Origin of the sequence: Facklamia sp. P13055 (assembly GCF_050409445.1) — a bacterium.
Lineage (GTDB): Bacteria > Bacillota > Bacilli > Lactobacillales > Aerococcaceae > Facklamia.
The window spans coordinates 1-19703 of the sequence record NZ_JBNUPL010000024.1; the positions used below are offsets into that span (position 1 = coordinate 1).

20 protein-coding genes are annotated in these 19703 nt (G+C 36.3%); 3 read left to right on the top strand and 17 right to left on the bottom strand.

Annotated elements, in window-relative coordinates; genetic code table 11:
- The first annotated feature begins 161 nt into the window (after positions 1-161).
- Positions 162-1379 carry an Mbeg1-like protein gene (locus ACQV2O_RS07475; protein ID WP_428875440.1) on the top strand — a complete coding sequence of 406 codons (1218 nt, stop codon included), beginning with the start codon at positions 162-164 and terminating at the stop codon, positions 1377-1379.
- A 15-nt stretch (positions 1380-1394) separates the two neighbouring features.
- On the opposite strand, the gene ACQV2O_RS07480 is transcribed toward ACQV2O_RS07475, so the two are convergent.
- From ACQV2O_RS07480 to ACQV2O_RS07515, 8 genes are all read right to left on the bottom strand, one after another.
- Positions 1395-2102, bottom strand: a complete 708-nt coding sequence (locus ACQV2O_RS07480) for a hypothetical protein (protein WP_428875441.1) — start codon at positions 2100-2102, stop codon at positions 1395-1397.
- 5 nt (positions 2103-2107) lie between these two features.
- Entirely contained in the window at positions 2108-3079 is a 972-nt protein-coding gene (floA, locus tag ACQV2O_RS07485) for a flotillin-like protein FloA (RefSeq protein ID WP_428875446.1), read from the bottom strand.
- Positions 3080-3110: 31 nt separating this feature from the next.
- Positions 3111-3722 carry an NfeD family protein gene (locus ACQV2O_RS07490; protein ID WP_428875442.1) on the bottom strand — a complete coding sequence of 204 codons (612 nt, stop codon included), beginning with the start codon at positions 3720-3722 and terminating at the stop codon, positions 3111-3113.
- A 532-nt stretch (positions 3723-4254) separates the two neighbouring features.
- Positions 4255-5478 (bottom strand): AI-2E family transporter, encoded by a 1224-nt coding sequence (locus ACQV2O_RS07495; RefSeq protein ID WP_428873927.1) that lies wholly within the window; start codon positions 5476-5478, stop codon positions 4255-4257.
- A gap of 157 nt (positions 5479-5635) precedes the next feature.
- Positions 5636-8248: an ATP-dependent chaperone ClpB gene (gene clpB / locus ACQV2O_RS07500; protein ID WP_428873926.1), complete on the bottom strand. Its 2613-nt coding sequence runs from the start codon at positions 8246-8248 to the stop codon at positions 5636-5638.
- A gap of 157 nt (positions 8249-8405) precedes the next feature.
- Positions 8406-8771, bottom strand: coding sequence for a hypothetical protein (locus ACQV2O_RS07505; protein WP_428873925.1), 366 nt, complete (start codon positions 8769-8771; stop codon positions 8406-8408).
- Between the two features lie 16 nt (positions 8772-8787).
- Entirely contained in the window at positions 8788-9630 is an 843-nt protein-coding gene (locus tag ACQV2O_RS07510) for a serine aminopeptidase domain-containing protein (RefSeq protein WP_428875443.1), read from the bottom strand.
- A complete protein-coding gene (locus ACQV2O_RS07515) occupies positions 9630-9968 on the bottom strand; it encodes a metal-sulfur cluster assembly factor (RefSeq protein ID WP_428873923.1) in 339 nt (112 codons plus the stop codon). The genes ACQV2O_RS07510 and ACQV2O_RS07515 overlap by 1 nt, the downstream gene beginning before the upstream one ends.
- 126 nt (positions 9969-10094) lie before the next feature.
- Here ACQV2O_RS07515 and ACQV2O_RS07520 point away from each other — a divergent pair, with 126 nt between their 5' ends.
- Positions 10095-10913 (top strand): Cof-type HAD-IIB family hydrolase, encoded by an 819-nt coding sequence (locus tag ACQV2O_RS07520; RefSeq protein WP_428873922.1) that lies wholly within the window; start codon positions 10095-10097, stop codon positions 10911-10913.
- A gap of 521 nt (positions 10914-11434) precedes the next feature.
- On the opposite strand, the gene ACQV2O_RS07525 is transcribed toward ACQV2O_RS07520, so the two are convergent.
- A complete protein-coding gene (locus ACQV2O_RS07525) occupies positions 11435-12448 on the bottom strand; it encodes a YitT family protein (RefSeq protein ID WP_428873921.1) in 1014 nt (337 codons plus the stop codon).
- Positions 12449-12463: 15 nt separating this feature from the next.
- The gene (locus ACQV2O_RS07530; RefSeq protein ID WP_428873920.1) at positions 12464-12910 is read right to left on the bottom strand and encodes a hypothetical protein; all 447 of its coding nucleotides are present in this window, start codon (positions 12908-12910) and stop codon (positions 12464-12466) included.
- Between the two features lie 148 nt (positions 12911-13058).
- Here ACQV2O_RS07530 and ACQV2O_RS07535 point away from each other — a divergent pair, with 148 nt between their 5' ends.
- The gene (locus ACQV2O_RS07535; protein WP_428875445.1) at positions 13059-14951 is read left to right on the top strand and encodes a fructose-1,6-bisphosphatase; all 1893 of its coding nucleotides are present in this window, start codon (positions 13059-13061) and stop codon (positions 14949-14951) included.
- Between the two features lie 147 nt (positions 14952-15098).
- On the opposite strand, the gene rplS is transcribed toward ACQV2O_RS07535, so the two are convergent.
- The 7 genes from rplS to ylxM form a co-directional block, all read right to left on the bottom strand.
- Positions 15099-15446 carry a 50S ribosomal protein L19 gene (gene rplS, locus ACQV2O_RS07540; protein ID WP_428873918.1) on the bottom strand — a complete coding sequence of 116 codons (348 nt, stop codon included), beginning with the start codon at positions 15444-15446 and terminating at the stop codon, positions 15099-15101.
- 126 nt (positions 15447-15572) lie between these two features.
- On the bottom strand, positions 15573-16301 hold the full coding sequence (gene trmD, locus ACQV2O_RS07545) for a tRNA (guanosine(37)-N1)-methyltransferase TrmD (RefSeq protein ID WP_428873917.1): 729 nt from the start codon (positions 16299-16301) through the stop codon (positions 15573-15575).
- The gene (gene rimM / locus ACQV2O_RS07550) at positions 16291-16815 is read right to left on the bottom strand and encodes a ribosome maturation factor RimM (RefSeq protein WP_428873916.1); all 525 of its coding nucleotides are present in this window, start codon (positions 16813-16815) and stop codon (positions 16291-16293) included. Before rimM ends, trmD begins: the two co-directional genes overlap by 11 nt.
- Positions 16816-16984: 169 nt before the next feature.
- The gene (locus ACQV2O_RS07555; protein WP_428873915.1) at positions 16985-17251 is read right to left on the bottom strand and encodes a KH domain-containing protein; all 267 of its coding nucleotides are present in this window, start codon (positions 17249-17251) and stop codon (positions 16985-16987) included.
- A gap of 38 nt (positions 17252-17289) precedes the next feature.
- A complete protein-coding gene (gene rpsP, locus ACQV2O_RS07560; RefSeq protein ID WP_428873914.1) occupies positions 17290-17562 on the bottom strand; it encodes a 30S ribosomal protein S16 in 273 nt (90 codons plus the stop codon).
- A 90-nt stretch (positions 17563-17652) separates the two neighbouring features.
- Positions 17653-19128: a signal recognition particle protein gene (gene ffh / locus ACQV2O_RS07565; protein ID WP_428873913.1), complete on the bottom strand. Its 1476-nt coding sequence runs from the start codon at positions 19126-19128 to the stop codon at positions 17653-17655.
- Between the two features lie 14 nt (positions 19129-19142).
- Complete coding sequence (gene ylxM, locus ACQV2O_RS07570) at positions 19143-19469, bottom strand: YlxM family DNA-binding protein (RefSeq protein WP_428873912.1); 327 nt, start codon at positions 19467-19469, stop codon at positions 19143-19145.
- Positions 19470-19703: the final 234 nt, after the last annotated feature.

Sequence of the window (19703 nt, forward strand, 5' to 3'; positions counted from 1 at the left end):
TAGTTTTATCCCGCAAATTTTTAAAATTTCAGGACATTTTCATTTACGGTTGACAATGAATTTTTGCTTTTAAACTATTTTAATTCAACTTTACTTTTTTCACTCATACATTTGCTTTATAACGCTCCATTCGGCTAAACTAAGAGCTAGGAGGTGTCAGCATGTCATCATTATATACTTATTTAGAGCAATATGGTCAATTAAGCTTTCAAGAGGAACCCTTTAATGAACTAGATGCTGCGATTATCTTAGAACTAACCTACCTCCCTATCGATCGGTTTTTTACCGATTCAATGGATTTTAAAGATGGTTTAACTTTTAAGCATCTAGCTAGACTATACCAACCCTTTAACCAATATTTTCAAGAAACCGATCAAACAATGGCCAATCCTTTTAGGAGTCAACTGATTAAAAAAATCGCAGACTATCGTCGGTTTAAAAATTTAAGAATTAGTGGTTTTTTAAACTCAATAGACTTTAAATTAGAAACTCAGTCAGCCTTTCTATTAGTAGATTTAGGAAACAACTTCCTTTTCGTTTCTTTTCGTGGCACCGATGACATGATAGTAGGTTGGAAGGAGGATATCATCCTCACCTACCAATCATCCATTCCGGCACAAATTATTGCGAGCCAATACCTTGAAAAAGTCATTCAAGCTCATCCAACCAGTCATTTAATATTAGGAGGACATTCTAAAGGAGGCCACTTAGCTCTCTATGCAGCTAGCCAAATGTCTCTTGAAACTATTAGTCAGATTAAAATAATATACACTTTGGATTCACCTGGCTTTCATACCGTTAACTTGCGTCAAAATAAGATGAAACGTGTGAACCAAAAGCATATCCGTATTATTCCTGAAGATAGTATTATTGGTAACTTGCTTTTCCATGATCAAAAAGCCATTATAATTAAAAGTAAAAAGCGTGGACTGATGCAACATAATCTAGCAAATTGGAAAATTGAAGGGAAACAATTTCAACGAGCGAAACAATTAACAATCACCAGCCAAAGTATCAATCAAATCAATAAAAACTGGATCTTGCGAAACTCTCCCGCCAGACGAAAACGTATTATCTCTGCTCTAATTGACTTAATTGATGCCTGTGAAGCGCAATCGATTAACCAACTCATTAATCAGCCAACCTATTATCTTAACAAAGTTCATTACCGTTTTAGACAATTTGACCCATCCTTGCAAAAGGATTTGCGTGATTTTGCTAAACAGTATATTCAATTTTTTAGAAATGATTTAAGACAATATCATTTAATAAATCTCAATCAATCGATTATCGAAGCGCGAAAGAACTTTAAACAAATGGTAAAAGTATTTTATAATGCCTTTGGCAGCGATAAAAAAAAATCCTATTCTGATAAATAACAGAATAGGATTTTTTTATTTTCTAGACCTAGGCGGTCCTAGAATTTCTGACCATATAATGGCTTCTTTTAACTGATTGGAATGGTTGGTAGAATCCTCTCGAGAGCTTAATCGTTGAACCTGCATTGGTTGACTAAACTCAGCTAACTCTTCCCCTTCAATAATGAATTGTTCCATTTCATAGTCCATATCAGAAAAATCATTAAAATCTTGGGTAACCGTTGAAGATTTAGCGATTAAATCTCCTTTGCTAGGATGCTCTTGAAATTCATTCACAAAATCCTCGTAGTATTTAGCAATTTCTAATAATTTTTCACGGTTAGGGTGATATGCCGACAATTGAATAGCTTTATCTTTAACTGCTTGAGGACCTTGCTCAATCAATTGATTTACTTGTTTTTTTAAATCGTTAGAAAAAGATTGTATATCCTTTCGATATTTTCTTTTTAAACGATCGATTGTTTGAGAATCTACATCAATCTTTCCTTCTTGAATTTTATTAACTTCTGATTCAAATTTTTTCTCTGATTCTTCATCGGTCTCAAAGAAATTATCGAGATTGGGATACTTTTCATGATAAGTAGTTGTTTCTAATTGATCTAAACTTTGAAACATTTTATCCTTAATGGAATCAAAAGAACCATTCTGACGATTCATTTTTTTTATTTTTGAACCGAAATAGTTGATAATAAATCCCAGAATTATTATTTCAAAAAATCCCATTATAATCACTCATTTTCATTATTATGTGGCATACCACTTTTTGCAATCGATTCACGCATTTGTGTATCTGATTGAATATTTTCTAAATCATAATAATCCTTAATACCGATACGCCCATTACGGAAGGCTTCAGCAACAGCTAGAGGAACTTGAGATTCCGCTTCAACCACCTTGGCACGCATTTTCTGAACTTCGGCAATATTTTCTTGCTCTTGAGCAACGGCTACTGCACGACGCTCTTCAGCCTTAGCTTGAGCAATCTTCTTATCTGCTTCCGCTTGATCGGTTTGTAATTTAGCTCCAATATTACGGCCGACGTCAACGTCAGCAATATCAATCGAAAGTATTTCAAAAGCAGTTCCTGAGTCTAAACCTTTTCTAAGGATTGTTTGCGAAATGGAATCGGGATTTTCCAATACAATGGAGTGGGTCGAAGCTGAACCTACAGTCGTTACAATACCTTCCCCTACACGGGCAATGATTGTTTCTTCACCCGCACCACCTACTAATCGTTCAATATTAGCACGTACAGTAACTTTAGCTTTGGCTTTAACTTCAATACCATCCATAGCTACACCTGCAATAACCGGTGTTTCAATAACCTTCGGGTTAACTGAAACTTGAACGGCTTCAAAAACATTTCGCCCTGCTAAATCAATAGCGGCAGCTTGTTCGAACTCTAAATCAATATTAGCACGCTGGGCAGCTATCAAGGCATCAACCACTTGGTTAACGTCTCCACCTGCTAAAAAATGAGCTTCTAATTGATCAGTTGTAATCGGTACACCGGCTTTGGTGGCTTTAATTAAGGGATTAACAATATAAGCAGGCTTAACTCTTCTTAAGCGCATCCCTATTAAATCACCTATTGAAACTTTAGCGCCGGAAAAATAAGCAGTTACCCATAAGCCAATTGGAACAAATCTTAAGAACACTGAAATCAAGAAAATCAGTAATAAAATAATAACTACAGTCATCACTATGGGTGACCCTTCATCCAGATAAAAATTATCCATTCATTTCGCTCCTTACATAAATTTTTTTGTCAACAACTTTGACAATTTTAATCGGTTGGTTAGCAGCTATCATCTCTTCTAGACTGTATGCTTCAAAATAATGATCATCGACTTTTATTTTACCAACCGGCCTCAAGCCTCCTACCGTTATTCCTTCTTTACCAACTAAGCTTGCAAGATAAGTATGATCCTTAGTCTCTGAATTGGAATTTGCATCTTTGTTAATTGCTTTATCCAAGATAAAATCGGGACTAAACTGCAAATTGTAACCCATCTTATTAAAAATCAAGAATAAAATGAGAACAATCGCTAAGCTAGCTAATACAATTAGAGTAACAGTCGATAAATCTTGAAACTTTAGCCATAAACCTAAAATAAAAGCGATTAAGCCAACTGATCCTGTTAAACCTAAATCTGGTATATACACCTCAAGAATCAGCAATATGACACCAATCATAAAGATTAAATAGTGCAATATTGCTTGGCCTTCTATCCCAAAAAACATGGCAAAAAGAACAGCTGCAATGGACCATAATAACCAAGTCCAGCGCGTATATAATGATACTACTAAAGCACTAATTGCTAGAAAAAAACTTATAAGCATGAAACCACCTCCTTTAGTTAAATTATATCATGAAATTGCTTTCATTAGTAGCAAAATCATGCGAACTAAAGTCTTATAATTTCATATTTAAATAAAAACTCCTAATTAAGGGTAGGCACTGCACCCCATAAATAGGACAGAATAAAAACACCTTTGTTAGGCTGCTTGTTGGCGTTTTAATTCGATTTTGAGTGGATTTATCTCGCTAAGTTCTTCGAATCCTTTGCCATAAGTCTATTGTTTACCGCCGGCTTGATTGAAGCGCTAGGTTTGACTTTAACGATCCCAAGGCCAGCAAGTTTTTACTTGAGATGTGTTCTTAATGTTTCATTCATCTATTATTTGTTTATTAGTCCGGCCTTCATTTTTCATTTCAATACATTTCGATTTTGTTTCTGCAGAGTAAGCTAGGTGATTAACCCTAATCAAACACCTCCATTAAATTCATTTCACACGAATTCAACGGAGGTGTTTTTATGTTTGCCTCACTATTTGGGGTCAGTGCCTAAATCAGGGAGGGAGTTTAATAAAATTAATTAAAATCTTGATTTGACTCTTGATTATCATCAGCTACTTGCTTAAAAGAGTCGTATTTAGCAATATGTAATAACTTTTGTCTTTCTTCGTAAGAATAAGTCTCACGCTCTAGGACATCGCGCTTAATTATTTTGTAGATAGCGGAAGCTATCGGAACTCCTAGCAACATACCAGCTACTCCGTATAGTCCCCCGCCAATGGTTACAGCGAATAAAACCCACATACCTGGCAATCCTATCGATCCTCCCACAACTCGTGGATAAATGACATTTCCTTCGAATTGCTGGATGAGAATGATAAAGATAATAAACCATAATGCCTGGGGAACCGATTGCACTGAAATTAATAAGGCACCAATAGCTCCTGAAATATAAGCGCCTAGCATAGGAACCAAAGCAAAGAAACCAGTTAGAGATCCAATCATTCCAGCATAAGGAAATCTAAAGATCCACATACCTACGGTAACTAAAAAACCTAATATGATTGCTTCAATCACAGATCCTGTAAAGAAATGTTTAAAAGAGTCATTCAATGTCGTTAACACATAAAATATTCTGCGTGATACCGGCTTACTAGTATAAGTGGTAACGATTCTTAAAAATTGGTCCATTAGTTTTTCTTTCGATAACAGTAAATAGATAGAGAAAATGAAGGCCAATACTCCATTAATAATAATAGAAGTTAAAGAACCGACCGTAGAGAGGGTGGTATTTACTACTCCAGTGATAAATCGATTTCCCATATCTTGAATACTTTTAAGAATATCAGCCCAATTTATTTCAAAACGGTCTAAGAATTCCATCGATTCTGCTGGTAACATTTTCTCAAGATTGGTAAGTGCTTCTTCTATGCGTGTAATTTGAAAGGGAACAGCTGTAATAAACTCTGTAATTACATTGTAAACTTGTGGTAAGACCAAGCCTAAGACAAATAACAATACTAAAATAATTGTTATAAGAGACAAAAGAATGGCGATCGGGCGTCGGTAGGGTTTAATCCAACTTTTATCTGAGACTTTCTTTAGCAAGTCTTCATAACGCACCATTAAAATATTTAAAACATAAGCAATCGCGAGGCCCGAAAGAATCGGTAAAAAAACTTGGCCTAAACGATTAATCCATGAAAAAATCACATCATAATTAAAGATTGCTAAGACTAAACCAGCAATTAAAAAGATGTAGCGAACAACAATTTTATCTAATCTATCAATTTGTTTCAAAAGCATTCCCCTTTCTCATGCATTCTATTCTAGCATCTTTTAGTCCTTTTTACACCATTTAGAAGGTATGTTTTCACTAGTTTAATTGTAAAAAAGGCCCTGATAATCAATCAGGACCCTAACTTATAGTAAAAGATTTAATTAGAAGATTTGGCAATTAATTACCGGATGCTAACCCTTCAAATTGCAAATGATCATTAGCTAAATCCACTTTTACAAGTGAGTTTGGCAGAATATCACCCGCTATAATCGCTTTAGCTAATGGATTTTCCAATTCTTTAGTAATAAAACGTAATAAAGGACGGGCTCCATAAATCGGATCATAACCTTTATCCGCTAGCCAATTGATGGCTTCTGAGGTTAATTGGAGTTCAATTTCTTGATAAGCCAAACGATGACGTAAATCTTTTAAGAATTTCTCTACTACACCTTGTAAATCTGCTCGAGTTAAAGGTTTAAAGAGAACGACATCATCAATTCGGTTGAGAAATTCAGGTTTAAAGTGGTTGCTTAAGGCTTGATTTACTTGTGTTTCTACTTCAGCTAGAATTTCTCCCTTATCACTCACTCCTTCTAATAATAAATGAGAAGCAATATTAGAAGTCATGATTAAAACAGTGTTTTTGAAATCTACAACACGACCTTTAGAATCAGTCAGACGGCCATCATCTAAAACTTGTAAGAGAATATTAAAAACATCTGGGTGAGCTTTTTCAATCTCGTCTAATAAGACAATGGAATATGGACTACGTCTTACAGCTTCTGTTAATTGGCCACCTTCTTCATAACCAATATAACCTGGAGGGGCCCCGACTAAACGAGAAACGGAATGCTTCTCCATGTACTCAGACATATCGATTCGAACCATGTGGTTTTCATCATCGAATAAGACTTCGGCCAAGGACTTGGCTAATTCTGTTTTACCAACACCGGTTGGACCTAGGAAGAGGAAGGAACCAATTGGTTTACGTGGATCTTGCAAACCAGCTCTTGATCTTAGGATAGCTTGTGTTACTTTTTCTACCGCTTCATCTTGCCCCATCACTCTTTGATGAAGCGTTTGATCCAAGTGCATTAACTTGGTTCTTTCTCCTTCAACTAAGCGACTGACTGGAATACCAGTTAATCTTTCAACTACTTTGGCTATTTCAACGTCAGTCACACGTTCTTGAGTTAACCGTTCAGTATCAGACTGTAAAGTTTCTTCTGCTTTAGCCTCTAACTCTTTTAATTCTTGCTCTAAATGCGGAATTTCGCCATGCTGTAAGCGAGCCGCTGCTTCAAGATCATAATTACTCTGAGCTTCTTCTAACTGTCTACGCGCATTATCTAAGGCTTCTCGCTTATCTCTTAAAGCGTTAGAAGCTTCTTTTTCTACTTCCCAACGCATTTTCAGTTGATTGGCTTCTTCTCTTAAATCAGCCAATTCTTCTTGAAGATTTTCTAAACGTTTCTTAGAAGCCTCATCAGATTCTTTTTTCAAGGCAGCCTCTTCAATTTCTAATTGCATTAACCGTCGGTTGACAGCATCCATTTCAGTTGGCATAGAATTCATTTCTACGCGAATAGTAGCAGATGCCTCGTCAACTAAGTCAATTGCCTTATCTGGTAAGAAACGATCGGTAATATATCGATGTGATAAGGTTGCAGCGGCCACTAAGGCATTATCATGGATATTGACCCCATGGTGAATCTCGTAACGTTCCTTTAGACCTCTTAGGATAGAAATAGTATCTTCAACTGTTGGTTCTTGGACTAAAACGCGCTGGAATCGACGTTCTAAGGCCTTATCTTTTTCAATGTTTTCACGATACTCGTCTAAGGTTGTCGCACCAATACAGTGCAATTCTCCCCTTGCTAGCATCGGTTTTAACAAATTACCAGCGTCCATCGATCCTTCTGTCTTACCTGCACCAACAATGGTATGAATCTCATCAATGAAGAGTAAAATTCTCCCTTCGGATTCTTTTACCTCTTTAAGAACGGCTTTTAAACGTTCCTCAAATTCTCCACGATATTTTGCTCCTGCTATTAAGGAGCCCATATCTAAGGAATAAAGTTCCTTATCTTTTAAGTTTTCGGGAACATCTTTGCGAACAATTCGATGGGCCAATCCTTCGATAATGGCTGTTTTACCTACACCTGGCTCACCAATTAGAATCGGATTGTTCTTGGTTTTTCTAGATAAAATTCTGATAACATCACGAATTTCTTCATCACGACCGATTACTGGATCCAGCTTATTATTTTTAACCGCATCATTAAGATTCGTTGCATATTTATCTAGAGACTCATAAGTCTCTTCTTGGTTTTGTGATGTCACACGATCTCCCCCTCTTAATTTCTCAATTCTTTCTCTTAGTAGGGACTCATTAATAGCCTTTTGGTTTAACCATTTGGTCAAAGGATTATTTTTTTGCTTATATAAAGCTAGTAGAATCACTTCAGTGGCTAAGTATTCATCCTTATATTTCTTTGCTATTTGACTGGCGTCATTCAATAACTGAGTAAATCTTTGACTAAAGTGTTGGCCATATTGAATATTTTGACCGGCAACTTGAGGTAATTGATCAATTTCTCCTTCAATCACTGCTTGAAAAGCCGACCGATCAACACCTATATCTTCATATAATTTTGCAGCATAATGGTCTGCTTGAATAAATATACGCCATAAATGCGGGATATCAATCTCTTGATGCTGTCTTCTAATAGCAATTTGTTGCGCTTCAGCTATGGCGCTTTGCAAAGTGGTTGTCATTTTTTCTATCATATTCTCACTCCTTAAGGTCAGAATTGGTCAAATTATTTAATCTATATTAAAAGCTCTCTCAAAGAGCTTAAATTGAGTATAACCTATTGGTCAGGAATGGTCAATAGGTTGGGGCAAAATTTTTAGGAAAAAATAAACTTCTACTAAATTACTTAAATTATTTTAAAAAGTAATTAATTTCCACTTGTATAGAATCTAAATCAATCAATGAATGATCCTGATAATATTTCTTAATAGTCTTTTGACTCTGATCAATTATAAAATTTAATTGATGCCAGTCTGAGAGGTCAAGTGCATATTCTTCAATTAATAGAGAGATTCGTTGTAAGACTATATCCTTAATTCGATTCCTTTCGATACTGATTAAGAGCGGAAAGCCACTACGAATATCTGTGGCGATCATTGAGGAGGGTAAAAGAAGAATCAGTTTGAAAACCAATTGATTGATTTGGTCTTGGCTAACTTTTTCAATATAAGAACTTAAATCCACCCGATGGTCTAACCATTGTTTAGTTTTTTGCAAGCAATCACCTTTCTTATTATTCAAAAAAATCTTTTCTTTCTAAAGATAGCTTTTCTACGTACTCCCATATCTGATCGGACTCTTTAAGAGAAGCTGCCTTTAAAAAGCTGGCCATCTTAACAATTTCTTTAAATGGAACCCGATGATAAGCAGGTTCGTGGTTGAAGTATGTATTTTGACTATAGGGTTGATCGATGATGGATTCCACAAATTCTACCGTATCTTGATAAGGAACAAGCGGATCATTTTCGCCATGCCAAATATATAAAGGGCGATTGGCTATCTTTTCGGCTTGCTTACTTAAATCTGACTGATAAATAATGGCAAATTCTTTATGTGTTTCTTTTAAAAGTTGATTATTCGTTAGACTTTGATTAGATGATGACTGGTTATTAATAATATTTTGATCAATCAACTTAGAAATGTGCGCACTCCCCATTAAGGAAACGGCTGCTGAAAGAAATGGGTGTCTACTGAGTAAAAGTAAAGTGGTCATTGCTCCCATTGACATTCCCGAAACTGCCACAAAATTATCCTTAGTCGTCGATTTAAAATGGTCGAATAATAATGGAAATTCTTCTATATTAGCTCGAAGAGCCATTAAAAAACCTTGCAATTCTAGCGACTTTCTATCCCCTCTTTTCCCATGTAAATAGGCATCTGGCATGACTACTCGAAAGCCTTGTCGGGCAATTTCCATACCAAAATGTAAATGTTCACCAGCTGAGTTGGTCCATCCATGATAGAAAAAAACAAGTGGTAAGGGCTGATTCACTTGCTCACTAGGAGATAGAGTCCGTCCTGGAAGAGGGCCAAATGGCCCATCTTCAATCACAAAATCAGAAACCATGACATCCATTACATCACTCCTAAAGCTATCTTGGCATAGCGTGATAATTTATCTAAAGACCAGGGTGGATCAAAAGTAATAGTAACTTCAACATTATTAACTTGAGGAACATCTTCGAAAGTTCCATTTAATTCATCCACAATAACATCTGCCATTGGGCACATTGGAGTAGTTAGAGTTAATAAAATCTTTAAAATCCCCTCTTCAGTTAAATCGGCTCGATAAATCAAACCTAAATTAATTAAATCGACCCCTAATTCAGGGTCAATCACATTCGATAAACGATCCACAATCATACGTTCTTCATCATTTAAACTTTTTGTGTCGCGCATTTTTTCTAAATCCATTCAAACGCCTCACTTTCTTTGTTTTCATTCTACATCAATTCAAGCTTTTAGCCAATAATCATGAATAGTTGCCCTTAAGCTTTCATCTTTGCTATAATCGAAGCAATCTCTAAAGGAGGCGAATTAATGAGCCAACATATGATTGCCATTGATTTAGATGGCACTACTCTAAACAATCAATCCAAACTTACTCCTTTAACGATTCAAACATTGCAAAAATTAGATCACATGGGTCATTTAGTTTGTATCGTTACTGGAAGACCTTATCGGACTAGTAAAGAAATTTATCAAGTCTTAAACCTCGTTACACCTATGGTTAATTTTAACGGTGCCTATTGTCACTTCCCTGACCGACCTGAGTGGCTAGCAAGTTACTACCATGAGTTAGATCGTGAAATAGTCTTTGATTTATTTAACCGGCAAGATGAATTAGGCATTCAGCTAGTTTGTGCCGAAGGTAAGGAGCGTCTTTATACTTCCTCAATGAATCTTCCTGAGTCACCCTATTATCCAGCCGAAGACGCAAGCTATCAAAAACTTTCTCGACAAACTCTCATTCATAATCCGATTGCTGTAACCCTTTTCACTTCGGAAGCAGACCAAATACCTATTCAAAAGAAAATCATGGCTAGCTATCCAAATCAAGTTTCTGTGCGAACTTGGGGGGGTGAAATACCCGTTTTAGAAGTGGTTAGTAAAAATTTACACAAGGCAGTGGGTGTTAAAACCATTGCTGACTTCTATCATATTCCTCGTCAAAATATTCTAGCCTTCGGTGATGAAGATAACGACTTGGAGATGATTGAATTTGCAGGTCATGGCGTGGCAATGAGTAATGCCATCCAACCCCTCAAAGATATTGCTAACGATATTACTGAGCATTCCAATGATCAAGATGGTCTGGCTCATTATCTTATCGATTATTTTAATCTTTCTTTTAACTAATAATAAGTTATTACTTTATTTCTGGCTTCACTTTGATATAATTTATTTGAAGAGAAAATTCTAATCTTGCTTATTGAAGGAGGCGTTATGATGTTGAAGCAACTTTTCAGTTTGAAAAAATTCAGAAGCTGCATTCAATCACTCTTTCTGAATAGAAACTCTTCCACTCAGCCTGCATTTCTTGGAGGTAACTTCTCAATTAAAATAATCAACTCACATACCCCCTAACCAATTTTTGGTGGGGGTATTTTATTTTATGTCAAGTAAGTGCAGAGACTAATTTGTGAAAGGAGTGTTGGGATTGTCATTAACTCAAACTAAAAAGAAAGGTTAAGGTGATCCAAATGCTTAAAATGCACGTATCTCGCTCCTAGGCGTTAATAGGAATAAAGTAAACCATCCTTTTAGCAAAAGTAATCAGAAACTAAAAAAGAGCAAAGGAAGAATGTACTGACTCCCGAAAGTTGGATTTCATGGTCCAACTTCTTGGGGTCACTATATCCCTTGCTCTTTTACTTTGTTTAGAAATCGTCATCCTCATGCTCGATTCCATCATATAATTGGTCAAATTCCATCGGCAGGTTGAAAAAGCTAAAGTCTTCGGATTCCTCTTCTAATGGTCTGTCGACTTGAACTTGTTTCCTCATAGCCTTTTGTTGGTCTCTACTAAAGAAATGACCTACCACTTTATTCGAACGAATAAAGTTAATAAAAGCTTTAGGGTCTGTTTGTCGAATGGCTTGCTCTAAGGGGAACATTTCATAGCGGTTTAAAACAACCATTAAGACATCTCGTTTATCACGCGAGTAGCCACCTTGTCCTTCAAGAATAGTTACTCCTCGAACAATTGACTTATAAATAGCGTTGACTACTTCATCCGTATTATTAGTCACTACTAAAGCTGTAAGGCGTTGCTCATTGGTATGAATGGCATCAATTGTTTTAGCTAAGGCATAAATGGAGATCAAGGTATAAAGGGCAAATTCCCAATCATATAATAAGCCAGAAGCTAAAATAATTAATGAGTTGATGGCAAAACCAATGAATGCCACATTCATATCAGTAGCACGAGAAATTACCAAAGTAATAATATCTAAACCACCACATGACATACCATATTTAATAGTTATCCCAGAACCAATGCCACAAATCACTCCACCTATAATCGCATTAAGCAACGGATTAGAAGAAATGACTGTTAAAGGAATCATATTAGTTGCTAAGGAAGATACAAAAACAACAATTAAGGTCCAAATAGTAAACTGCTTTCCTAATTTCACCCATGAAAGAATAATAATCGGAATATTAAATAGAAAATAGATATTCCCTACTGTCATATAAGGACCTATAACTGGGATATTCACTGCAAAGTAGTTTAAAATTTGTGCTAAACCAGAAGTACCTGATGAGAAAATGTTTCCAGGCATTAAAAAGAGTTTTAAGCCAATACCTATACATAAGGCAGCTGTTAAGGCCACCGTCAGTTCAAATAAAAAGTTTAGCCAAGGTCTTTGTTGTATATATTCAATGATCAATTTATTTTTCCTCCATTAAATCATTGGATTAGCAGATTCGCCTAATTTCTTTTCCAGTTCAACAAGTAATGCGCGCGCAATACTAGAACCCATTACCAATACTTCATAAATTAAAGTAGGGTCTTGAGTGGCTCTTAGTAGGTTACGCAGGTAAATTTCACCATCTCCTGCCAAATAAAGGTTATAATAACCTGTTTTAGCTTCGTTTAATTCATTGATTGCTTCTAATGCTTCAGGGCGCTGATTATAATCTTTTAATAAATGAACATGACGGTAAATAATCTGAGCATCTAAATGAGCGCCTTTAGCATTTTGAATAATCACTTCTACAACAAGTCTACGCTCTTTACTCACCTTAAATTGAAAACGATATAGGTGGTTTCCGTCTTGAATTTCTTGGTAATTAGCAGGTAATTTCTTTTCTTTTAGTAAAGCATCAAATCTTTCTTTAAATTCTGACATTAATTTCCCTCTTTCCTCACAATAAGTGTAATCGAATTTAAGTATATCAAAGTTTGACTTTGAAACAAAGGATTGACTTTCACAATTAAATTGCATAGCTTATAGATAGAATCATAAAAAATTTATATTATTTGAAAAGAGGTAGGAAATGGATAGATTAGAAAAAGCTCAAACTGTTGAAGATTTAATCGAAATTATAAATCTTGAGGCTATTAAGCAGTTACCTAAAGCAACCGAACATTTTATTTCCGATTTACATGGTGAATTCGAAGCCTTTGATCATTTGCTACGGAACTGCTCAGGTGTTATTTCAATTAAGGTCGATGACCTTTTTCATGATACTCTAACTAAAGATGAAAGGTTAGAATTGTGTTTCAATATTTATTACCCAGAAGACTTGATATTAAATGCCAAAAAAACAAAAGATGAATGGATGACACTCCTAGATCAATTAGTTCAAATTACGCGCCATGTTTCTAGTAAGTATACCCGTTCCAAGGTAAGAAAAGCTCTACCAAAATCCTATGCCTATATTCTAGAAGAACTTATTTATCAATATGACGAAAAAGATAATAAGTCACGCTACTACCACACTATTTTTAACACCGTTATTGACCTCAATCTTGCTGACCACTTTGCCATGGCTTTAGCTCAGTTAATTCAACGTTTTGTGGTTGACCACCTCCATGTATTAGGAGATATCTACGATCGAGGACCAAATCCGGATAAAATCGTAGACCGCCTAATGGAAATTCCTTCGCTTGATATTCAATTAGGTAACCATGATATTATCTGGATTGGTGCCTATTCAGGATCATTAGCTTGTTTGACCAATGTTATCCGTATCCAGCTGCGCTATGGTCATAGTCAACTCTTGAAAGATTATGGAATTGACTTAAGTCGATTAGCCAAATATGGCCATCGCTATTACCAAGACAATCCAGCCTTTCACCCTCGCGGAGATAATTCCGAATTAAGCCAAGAGGAAATTGATGAAATCACACTCATGCATCAAGCTATTTCGATTATGCAATTCAAAGTGGAAAGTCAAATTATCCAACGGCGTCCTGAATTCAATATGGAAGAAAGACTCTTACTGGATAAATTATCCGCTGACCGTCAAAGTGTCGTGGTTGAGGGCGTTGAATACCCAATTAAGAACGGTTGCTTCCAAAGGGTCGATTCTGCAGAACCCTTTGAACTGACTTTAGGCGAGGAATTAGTACTCTTAGACTTATTGCATCAATTCCAAAATTCTGAAAAGTTACAACGTCATATTAACTTTTTAGTCTCAAAGGGAACCATGTATAAGTGCTACAATGGCAACTTACTTTTCCACGGCTGTATCCCCACTCATCAAGACGGGGAATTTATGAAAGTCACCCTAGATGGTAAAGAATATAGTGGACGCAGTTTGATGGAAAAGTTTGGCGAATCGATTACACGAACTTTTCTAGATAAGAACTCTATGGATGATTTTGATACCGATTTAGTATGGTATTTATGGTGTGGTCCTGTTTCTACACTCTTTGGTAAACATGCCATGAAAACATTTGAACGTTACTTCCTTGAAGATAAAACAACCCATAAAGAAATTCAAAATCCATATTATGAGTTAAGGAATGATGAAGATTTTTGCCTAAAAATGCTGGCAGAGTTTGATTTAGAACCGACCGGCTATATTATTAACGGACACACACCTGTTAAAGCTGTTGCAGGTGAAAAACCGGTTAAAGCCAATGGAAAAATGTTAGTCATCGATGGTGGCTTGGCAAAACCTTATCAAAAAGTAACCGGCATTGCCGGCTATACCCTAGTAGATAATTCATTTGAAATTTATATCTGTGCTCACCAGCCATTTACAAGCAGAGAAGATGCTATTGCCTCACGCTTTGATATCCTACCAAAGAAATATGTAGTGACTGAAAAACCAAAACGTTATTATGTTGCCGATACTGATATTGGATTAAGCTTGACTCGGCAAGCTAATGAATTAAAGAAGAACTTACCTACATATCGCTCGGATATCTTTGAACAATAAAATAGTTTCTCATTTAAATGTAGAGAGGAGACCCTCAAAAGAACGTTTTAAACGCTAACTTTTGGGAGTCTCCTCATGTTTATTTTAAATGAAAAAAATTTCCTAACAAAAAAAGAAAGCCTACAGAATAGGCTTTCTGGGTCTTTTCTAACGTCCGCGTTCTCTGATACGTGCTGCTTTTCCAGACAATGAACGGATGTAGTATAACTTAGCACGACGTACTCTACCTTTACGTGTTACTTCTAATTTAGCGACACGTGGTGAATGTACAGGGAATGTACGTTCAACACCTACTCCATTAGAAATTTTACGAACAGTATATGTTTCACTGATTCCAACACCACGACGCTTAATTACTAAGCCTTCAAAGATTTGAATACGCTCACGTTCACCTTCAACGATCAGGGCATGAACACGAACATTATCTCCAGGACGGAAATCAGGAACATCATCACGTAATTGAGTTTGGGTAATTTTATCAATTAAATTACTCATTTTCATTTCTCCTTCCAACAAATATTCTTAAATAGTCTTTCTATTTAGCGGAATATCGTTAATTCGGGTCAATAGACCACTTAAACAATTATACAAGAAATAAAACACTTGTAAAGGCTCAATTGCTTAATTTTGAGCCAAATTTTTAAATTCTTCTAGCCACTGCTCTTCTTGCTTACTTAAGCTACGTTTTTTTAACATATCGGGTCTTCTTTCAACTGTTTTTCTCAAACTTTCTTTTTGACGCCATTGGTCAATTCGCTCATGATGACCACTCAATAAAACCTCTGGCACTTCCATTCCGCGAAAATTTTGCGGTCTTGTATATTGAGGGTATTCTAACAAATGATCTTGAAAAGACTCACTGACAATGGATTCAGCATTCCCGACAACTTCCGGTATTAACCTTACTGTCGCATCAATCATCACCATAGTCGGTAACTCCCCGTTGGTTAAAACATAATCACCTAAGGAAACTTCTTGAGAGACATAAGAACGGATCCGTTCATCAAAGCCTTCATAATGGCCGCAAATAAAAACCAACTCATCTTTTGTCGACCACTCTTGCGCCATAGTTTGCGTAAAGGGTTCGCCAGTAGGATCCACCAAGATAATCGGTGTCTTTGAATCTAAGTCGAGACTTTCTAAACATTCCACTATCGGTTCAGGACGCAACAACATACCTGCTCCACCACCATAGGGATAATCATCGACATGACCGTGCTTATTAACGGCAAATTGGCGAAAATCAAGGGTGGAAAACTCAAGAATCCCCTTATCTTGAGCAGCCTTCATTAATGACTCCTGCATAGGGGCAAACATTTGCGGAAAAAGCGTTAATACTTTAACCTTCATCAACAAGTCCCTCCATTAACTCCACCGTTACTTTTCCTTGAGCTAAATCCACTTCTTTAACAACGTCATCAATAAAAGGAAGTAAGATATCTTTTTGCTTTGCTTTTTCAGCTTTAACCACCCAAACATCATTAGAACCTAAGGCCATGATTTCTTTAATCTTTCCTAATTTTTCACCTTGATTTGTATATACACTTAAACCAATAATTTGGTGGTGATAATAAGCCCCTTCTTCTAGTTCTTGCTGGTCATCAGCAGGAATAGCTAAAGTTAGCCCTTTAAAGCTTTCAACTTGATTAATATTACTAAACTCTTTGAATTTCACAAGATAAGAACCCTTATGTTCTTGGAAGGATTCAACAGTCACTTGCTGGATACTTTTTCCGTCTTTCATTACAAATAAACGATTCTCTTTAGCAAAACGTTCCTCTATGAAGTCGGTGTCCATCAATAATTTTAATTGCCCTTTAATACCAAAGGTATTGACAATCCTTGCAACTTGATAATATTCCATATGTGTTCCTCCTGTAAATTCATTTGTAAGTTAAGGGTATAAAAAGTTGTGTTCTTTGTCTAAAGTTTTGAGTACGAGTTTACTCAGGGCACATACAAAAAGACACTAACTTAAGTTAGACTCAGTTTAGTGCCTTAAGATGGAATAAATAATAAGTTACCCTATTATTTTACTCTTCTTCATTATCATTGAGGTCATCAGCAATGACGATACGTGAGCGTTTTTGATCACGTAGACGAACACTGTAAACAATTGTTCGAATTGCTCGAATGACACGGCCTTTTCTACCAATAATTCGTCCTACATCATCAGGATGTAAGATTAAATGATACTCCATAAATTCTTCAGTATCATGAAGTTCAATTTGAAACTCCTCTGGGTGGTCTATTAAAGGTTCCACAATAGTTTGAATTAAACGTTCAATTTTTTCTGTCATTGAGAGCACATCCTTATCTTTTGACGCTATTGATTAGGCTATTTGCTTAATTTAGATTCGTGGAATTTTTGCATAATTCCTTGACTGGATAAAAGGTTACGAACGGTATCTGAGGGTTGTGCCCCATTTGCTAACCATTCTAAAGCCTTCTCTTCATCAATTACTAATTCTCTTGGTTCTGAAACAGGATTGTAAGTACCGATTTTTTCGATAATACGACCGTCACGTGGAGAACGTGCATCTGCTACCACGATACGGTAGAAAGGACGCTTCTTAGCTCCTGAACGCTTTAAACGAATTTTAACTGCCATGTATTTCACCTCCATAAGTTCTATCACAGTTATGAATAATAACAGAAAAAAAACAATCTGTAAAGGGTTTTTCCTTTACAGACTAAAAATTTATTTACGCTTGCGTTTTTTCTTCAACAGACGGGCAATTTTCTTTTGTTCTTGCTCTTTTTGAATCTGCTCTGGCGATTGTATTTTACCCAAAGAAGGTATGCCCATATTTGGCATTCCACCCTTTTGTCCTCCTTGTTGCAATTGATTCATCATTTTGTTCATGCCCCCCATTTTACCATTGGACATTTGACTCATCATTTCACGCGATTGGTTGAATTGCTTAATTAATTGATTAACTTGTTGTAAGGATTGACCACAGCCAGCCGCAATCCTGCGTCGACGACTTTGGGAAATGACATCTGGATTGGTTCTTTCATAAGGAGTCATGGATTGAACCACTGCTTTGACTCGATTCATCTCTTTATCATCGATATTAAAATCTTCCAGACCAGGAATTTTATTCATACCAGGGATCATCTTAAGTAGGTCTTTAATAGGCCCCATTTTACGAACTTGATCCATTTGATCAATAAAATCATTAAAATCAAAGGAAGCATCTTTAATTTTATCAGCCATCTTAGCTGCTTGTTCTTCATCAAAATCTTGTTGAGCCTTCTCAATCAGGGTCATCATATCGCCCATACCGAGAATTCGTCCTGCCATACGATCCGGATGGAAAGGCTCAAGTGCACTTAATTGCTCACCTTGCCCGGTATATTTTATCGGTTTGTCGATAATGGCACGAATAGAAAGCGCGGCTCCTCCTCGTGTATCACCATCTAATTTGGTAATAACAACACCGGTAATATCTAGCGAGTCGTTAAAGGCCGCTGCTACGTTTACAGCATCTTGACCGGTCATAGCATCGACGGTTAAGAGGATTTCATCGGGCTGAACAGCTGCTTTAATCTGACGCAGCTCTTCCATTAATTCTTCATTTACGTGAAGACGACCCGCCGTATCGATTAAGACCACTTCGTTACCATTTAAACGCGCCTGTTGAAGAGCTTCTCTAGCAATCTCGACCGGATTTGCTTGCGTTCCTTGACTGAAAACATCAAAACCAAGTTGTCGACCAATCGTTTGGAGTTGGTCAATGGCTGCTGGACGATAAACATCCCCAGCAACTAGCAAGGGTTTCTTTAAACCTTGCTCTTTTAAATGTTTCGCCAATTTACCCACCGTAGTTGTTTTACCAGCCCCTTGCAAACCAGCCATCATAATTACGGTTGGTGGTTGTTTAGAGATATTAATCGGGGTATGCTCGCCCCCCATTAATTCGGTTAATTCTTCATTAACAATTTTAACCACTTGTTGAGCCGGTGACAGTGAGTCTAGGACTTCTGATCCGAGGGCTCTCTCATTTACTTTCTTTACAAAAGTCTTCACTACCTTGAAGTTAACGTCCGCTTCCAGTAAAGCAAGTCGGATCTCACGCATCATTTGTTTAAGGTCGGCTTCGGTAATTTTTTCCCCTTTACCGACAAATGAAATGGAATTCTGTAATCGTTCGGATAATGCTTCAAATGCCATAATATTGCTCCTTTTTAGCTTTCTAATTGAATTAAATAGTCAATTTTTTCTAATATGTCATCTTGATCTGCCACCATTGAGCGAATTTCTTTTAAATGTTTCAGTCGGTCATTGCTTTTGGCTAAAATACGTAACTTTTCCTCATAGCTTTCTAATAATTTTTCTGAACGTTTTAGAATATCATGTACAGCCTGGCGACTAATCTCATAATAGTCTGCGATCTCCGATAATGATAAATCTTCTTCGTAATAAGATTGCATCATGGATAATTGACGATCCGTTAGGAGAGAACCATAGTAGGAAAGTAATTGATTGAGATAGATTGTTTTTTCAAGTGACATCTTAAGCTCCCCTATTGATTAATAACTAGCTAGAATAAGTAACAGTCTTTAAAAAAAATACTTAACATTCAATCGCGACTTTTAAATAAATTTACTCCTCCTATTTTAGCATGATTTCAGCCGTCTCACAAATCGATAAGTGAAAAGCTGGGATTAAAGAAAAAGATGTCTTCTATAAGTGTCAACCGTAAATGAAAATGTCCTGAAATTTTAAAAATTTGCGGGATAAAACTA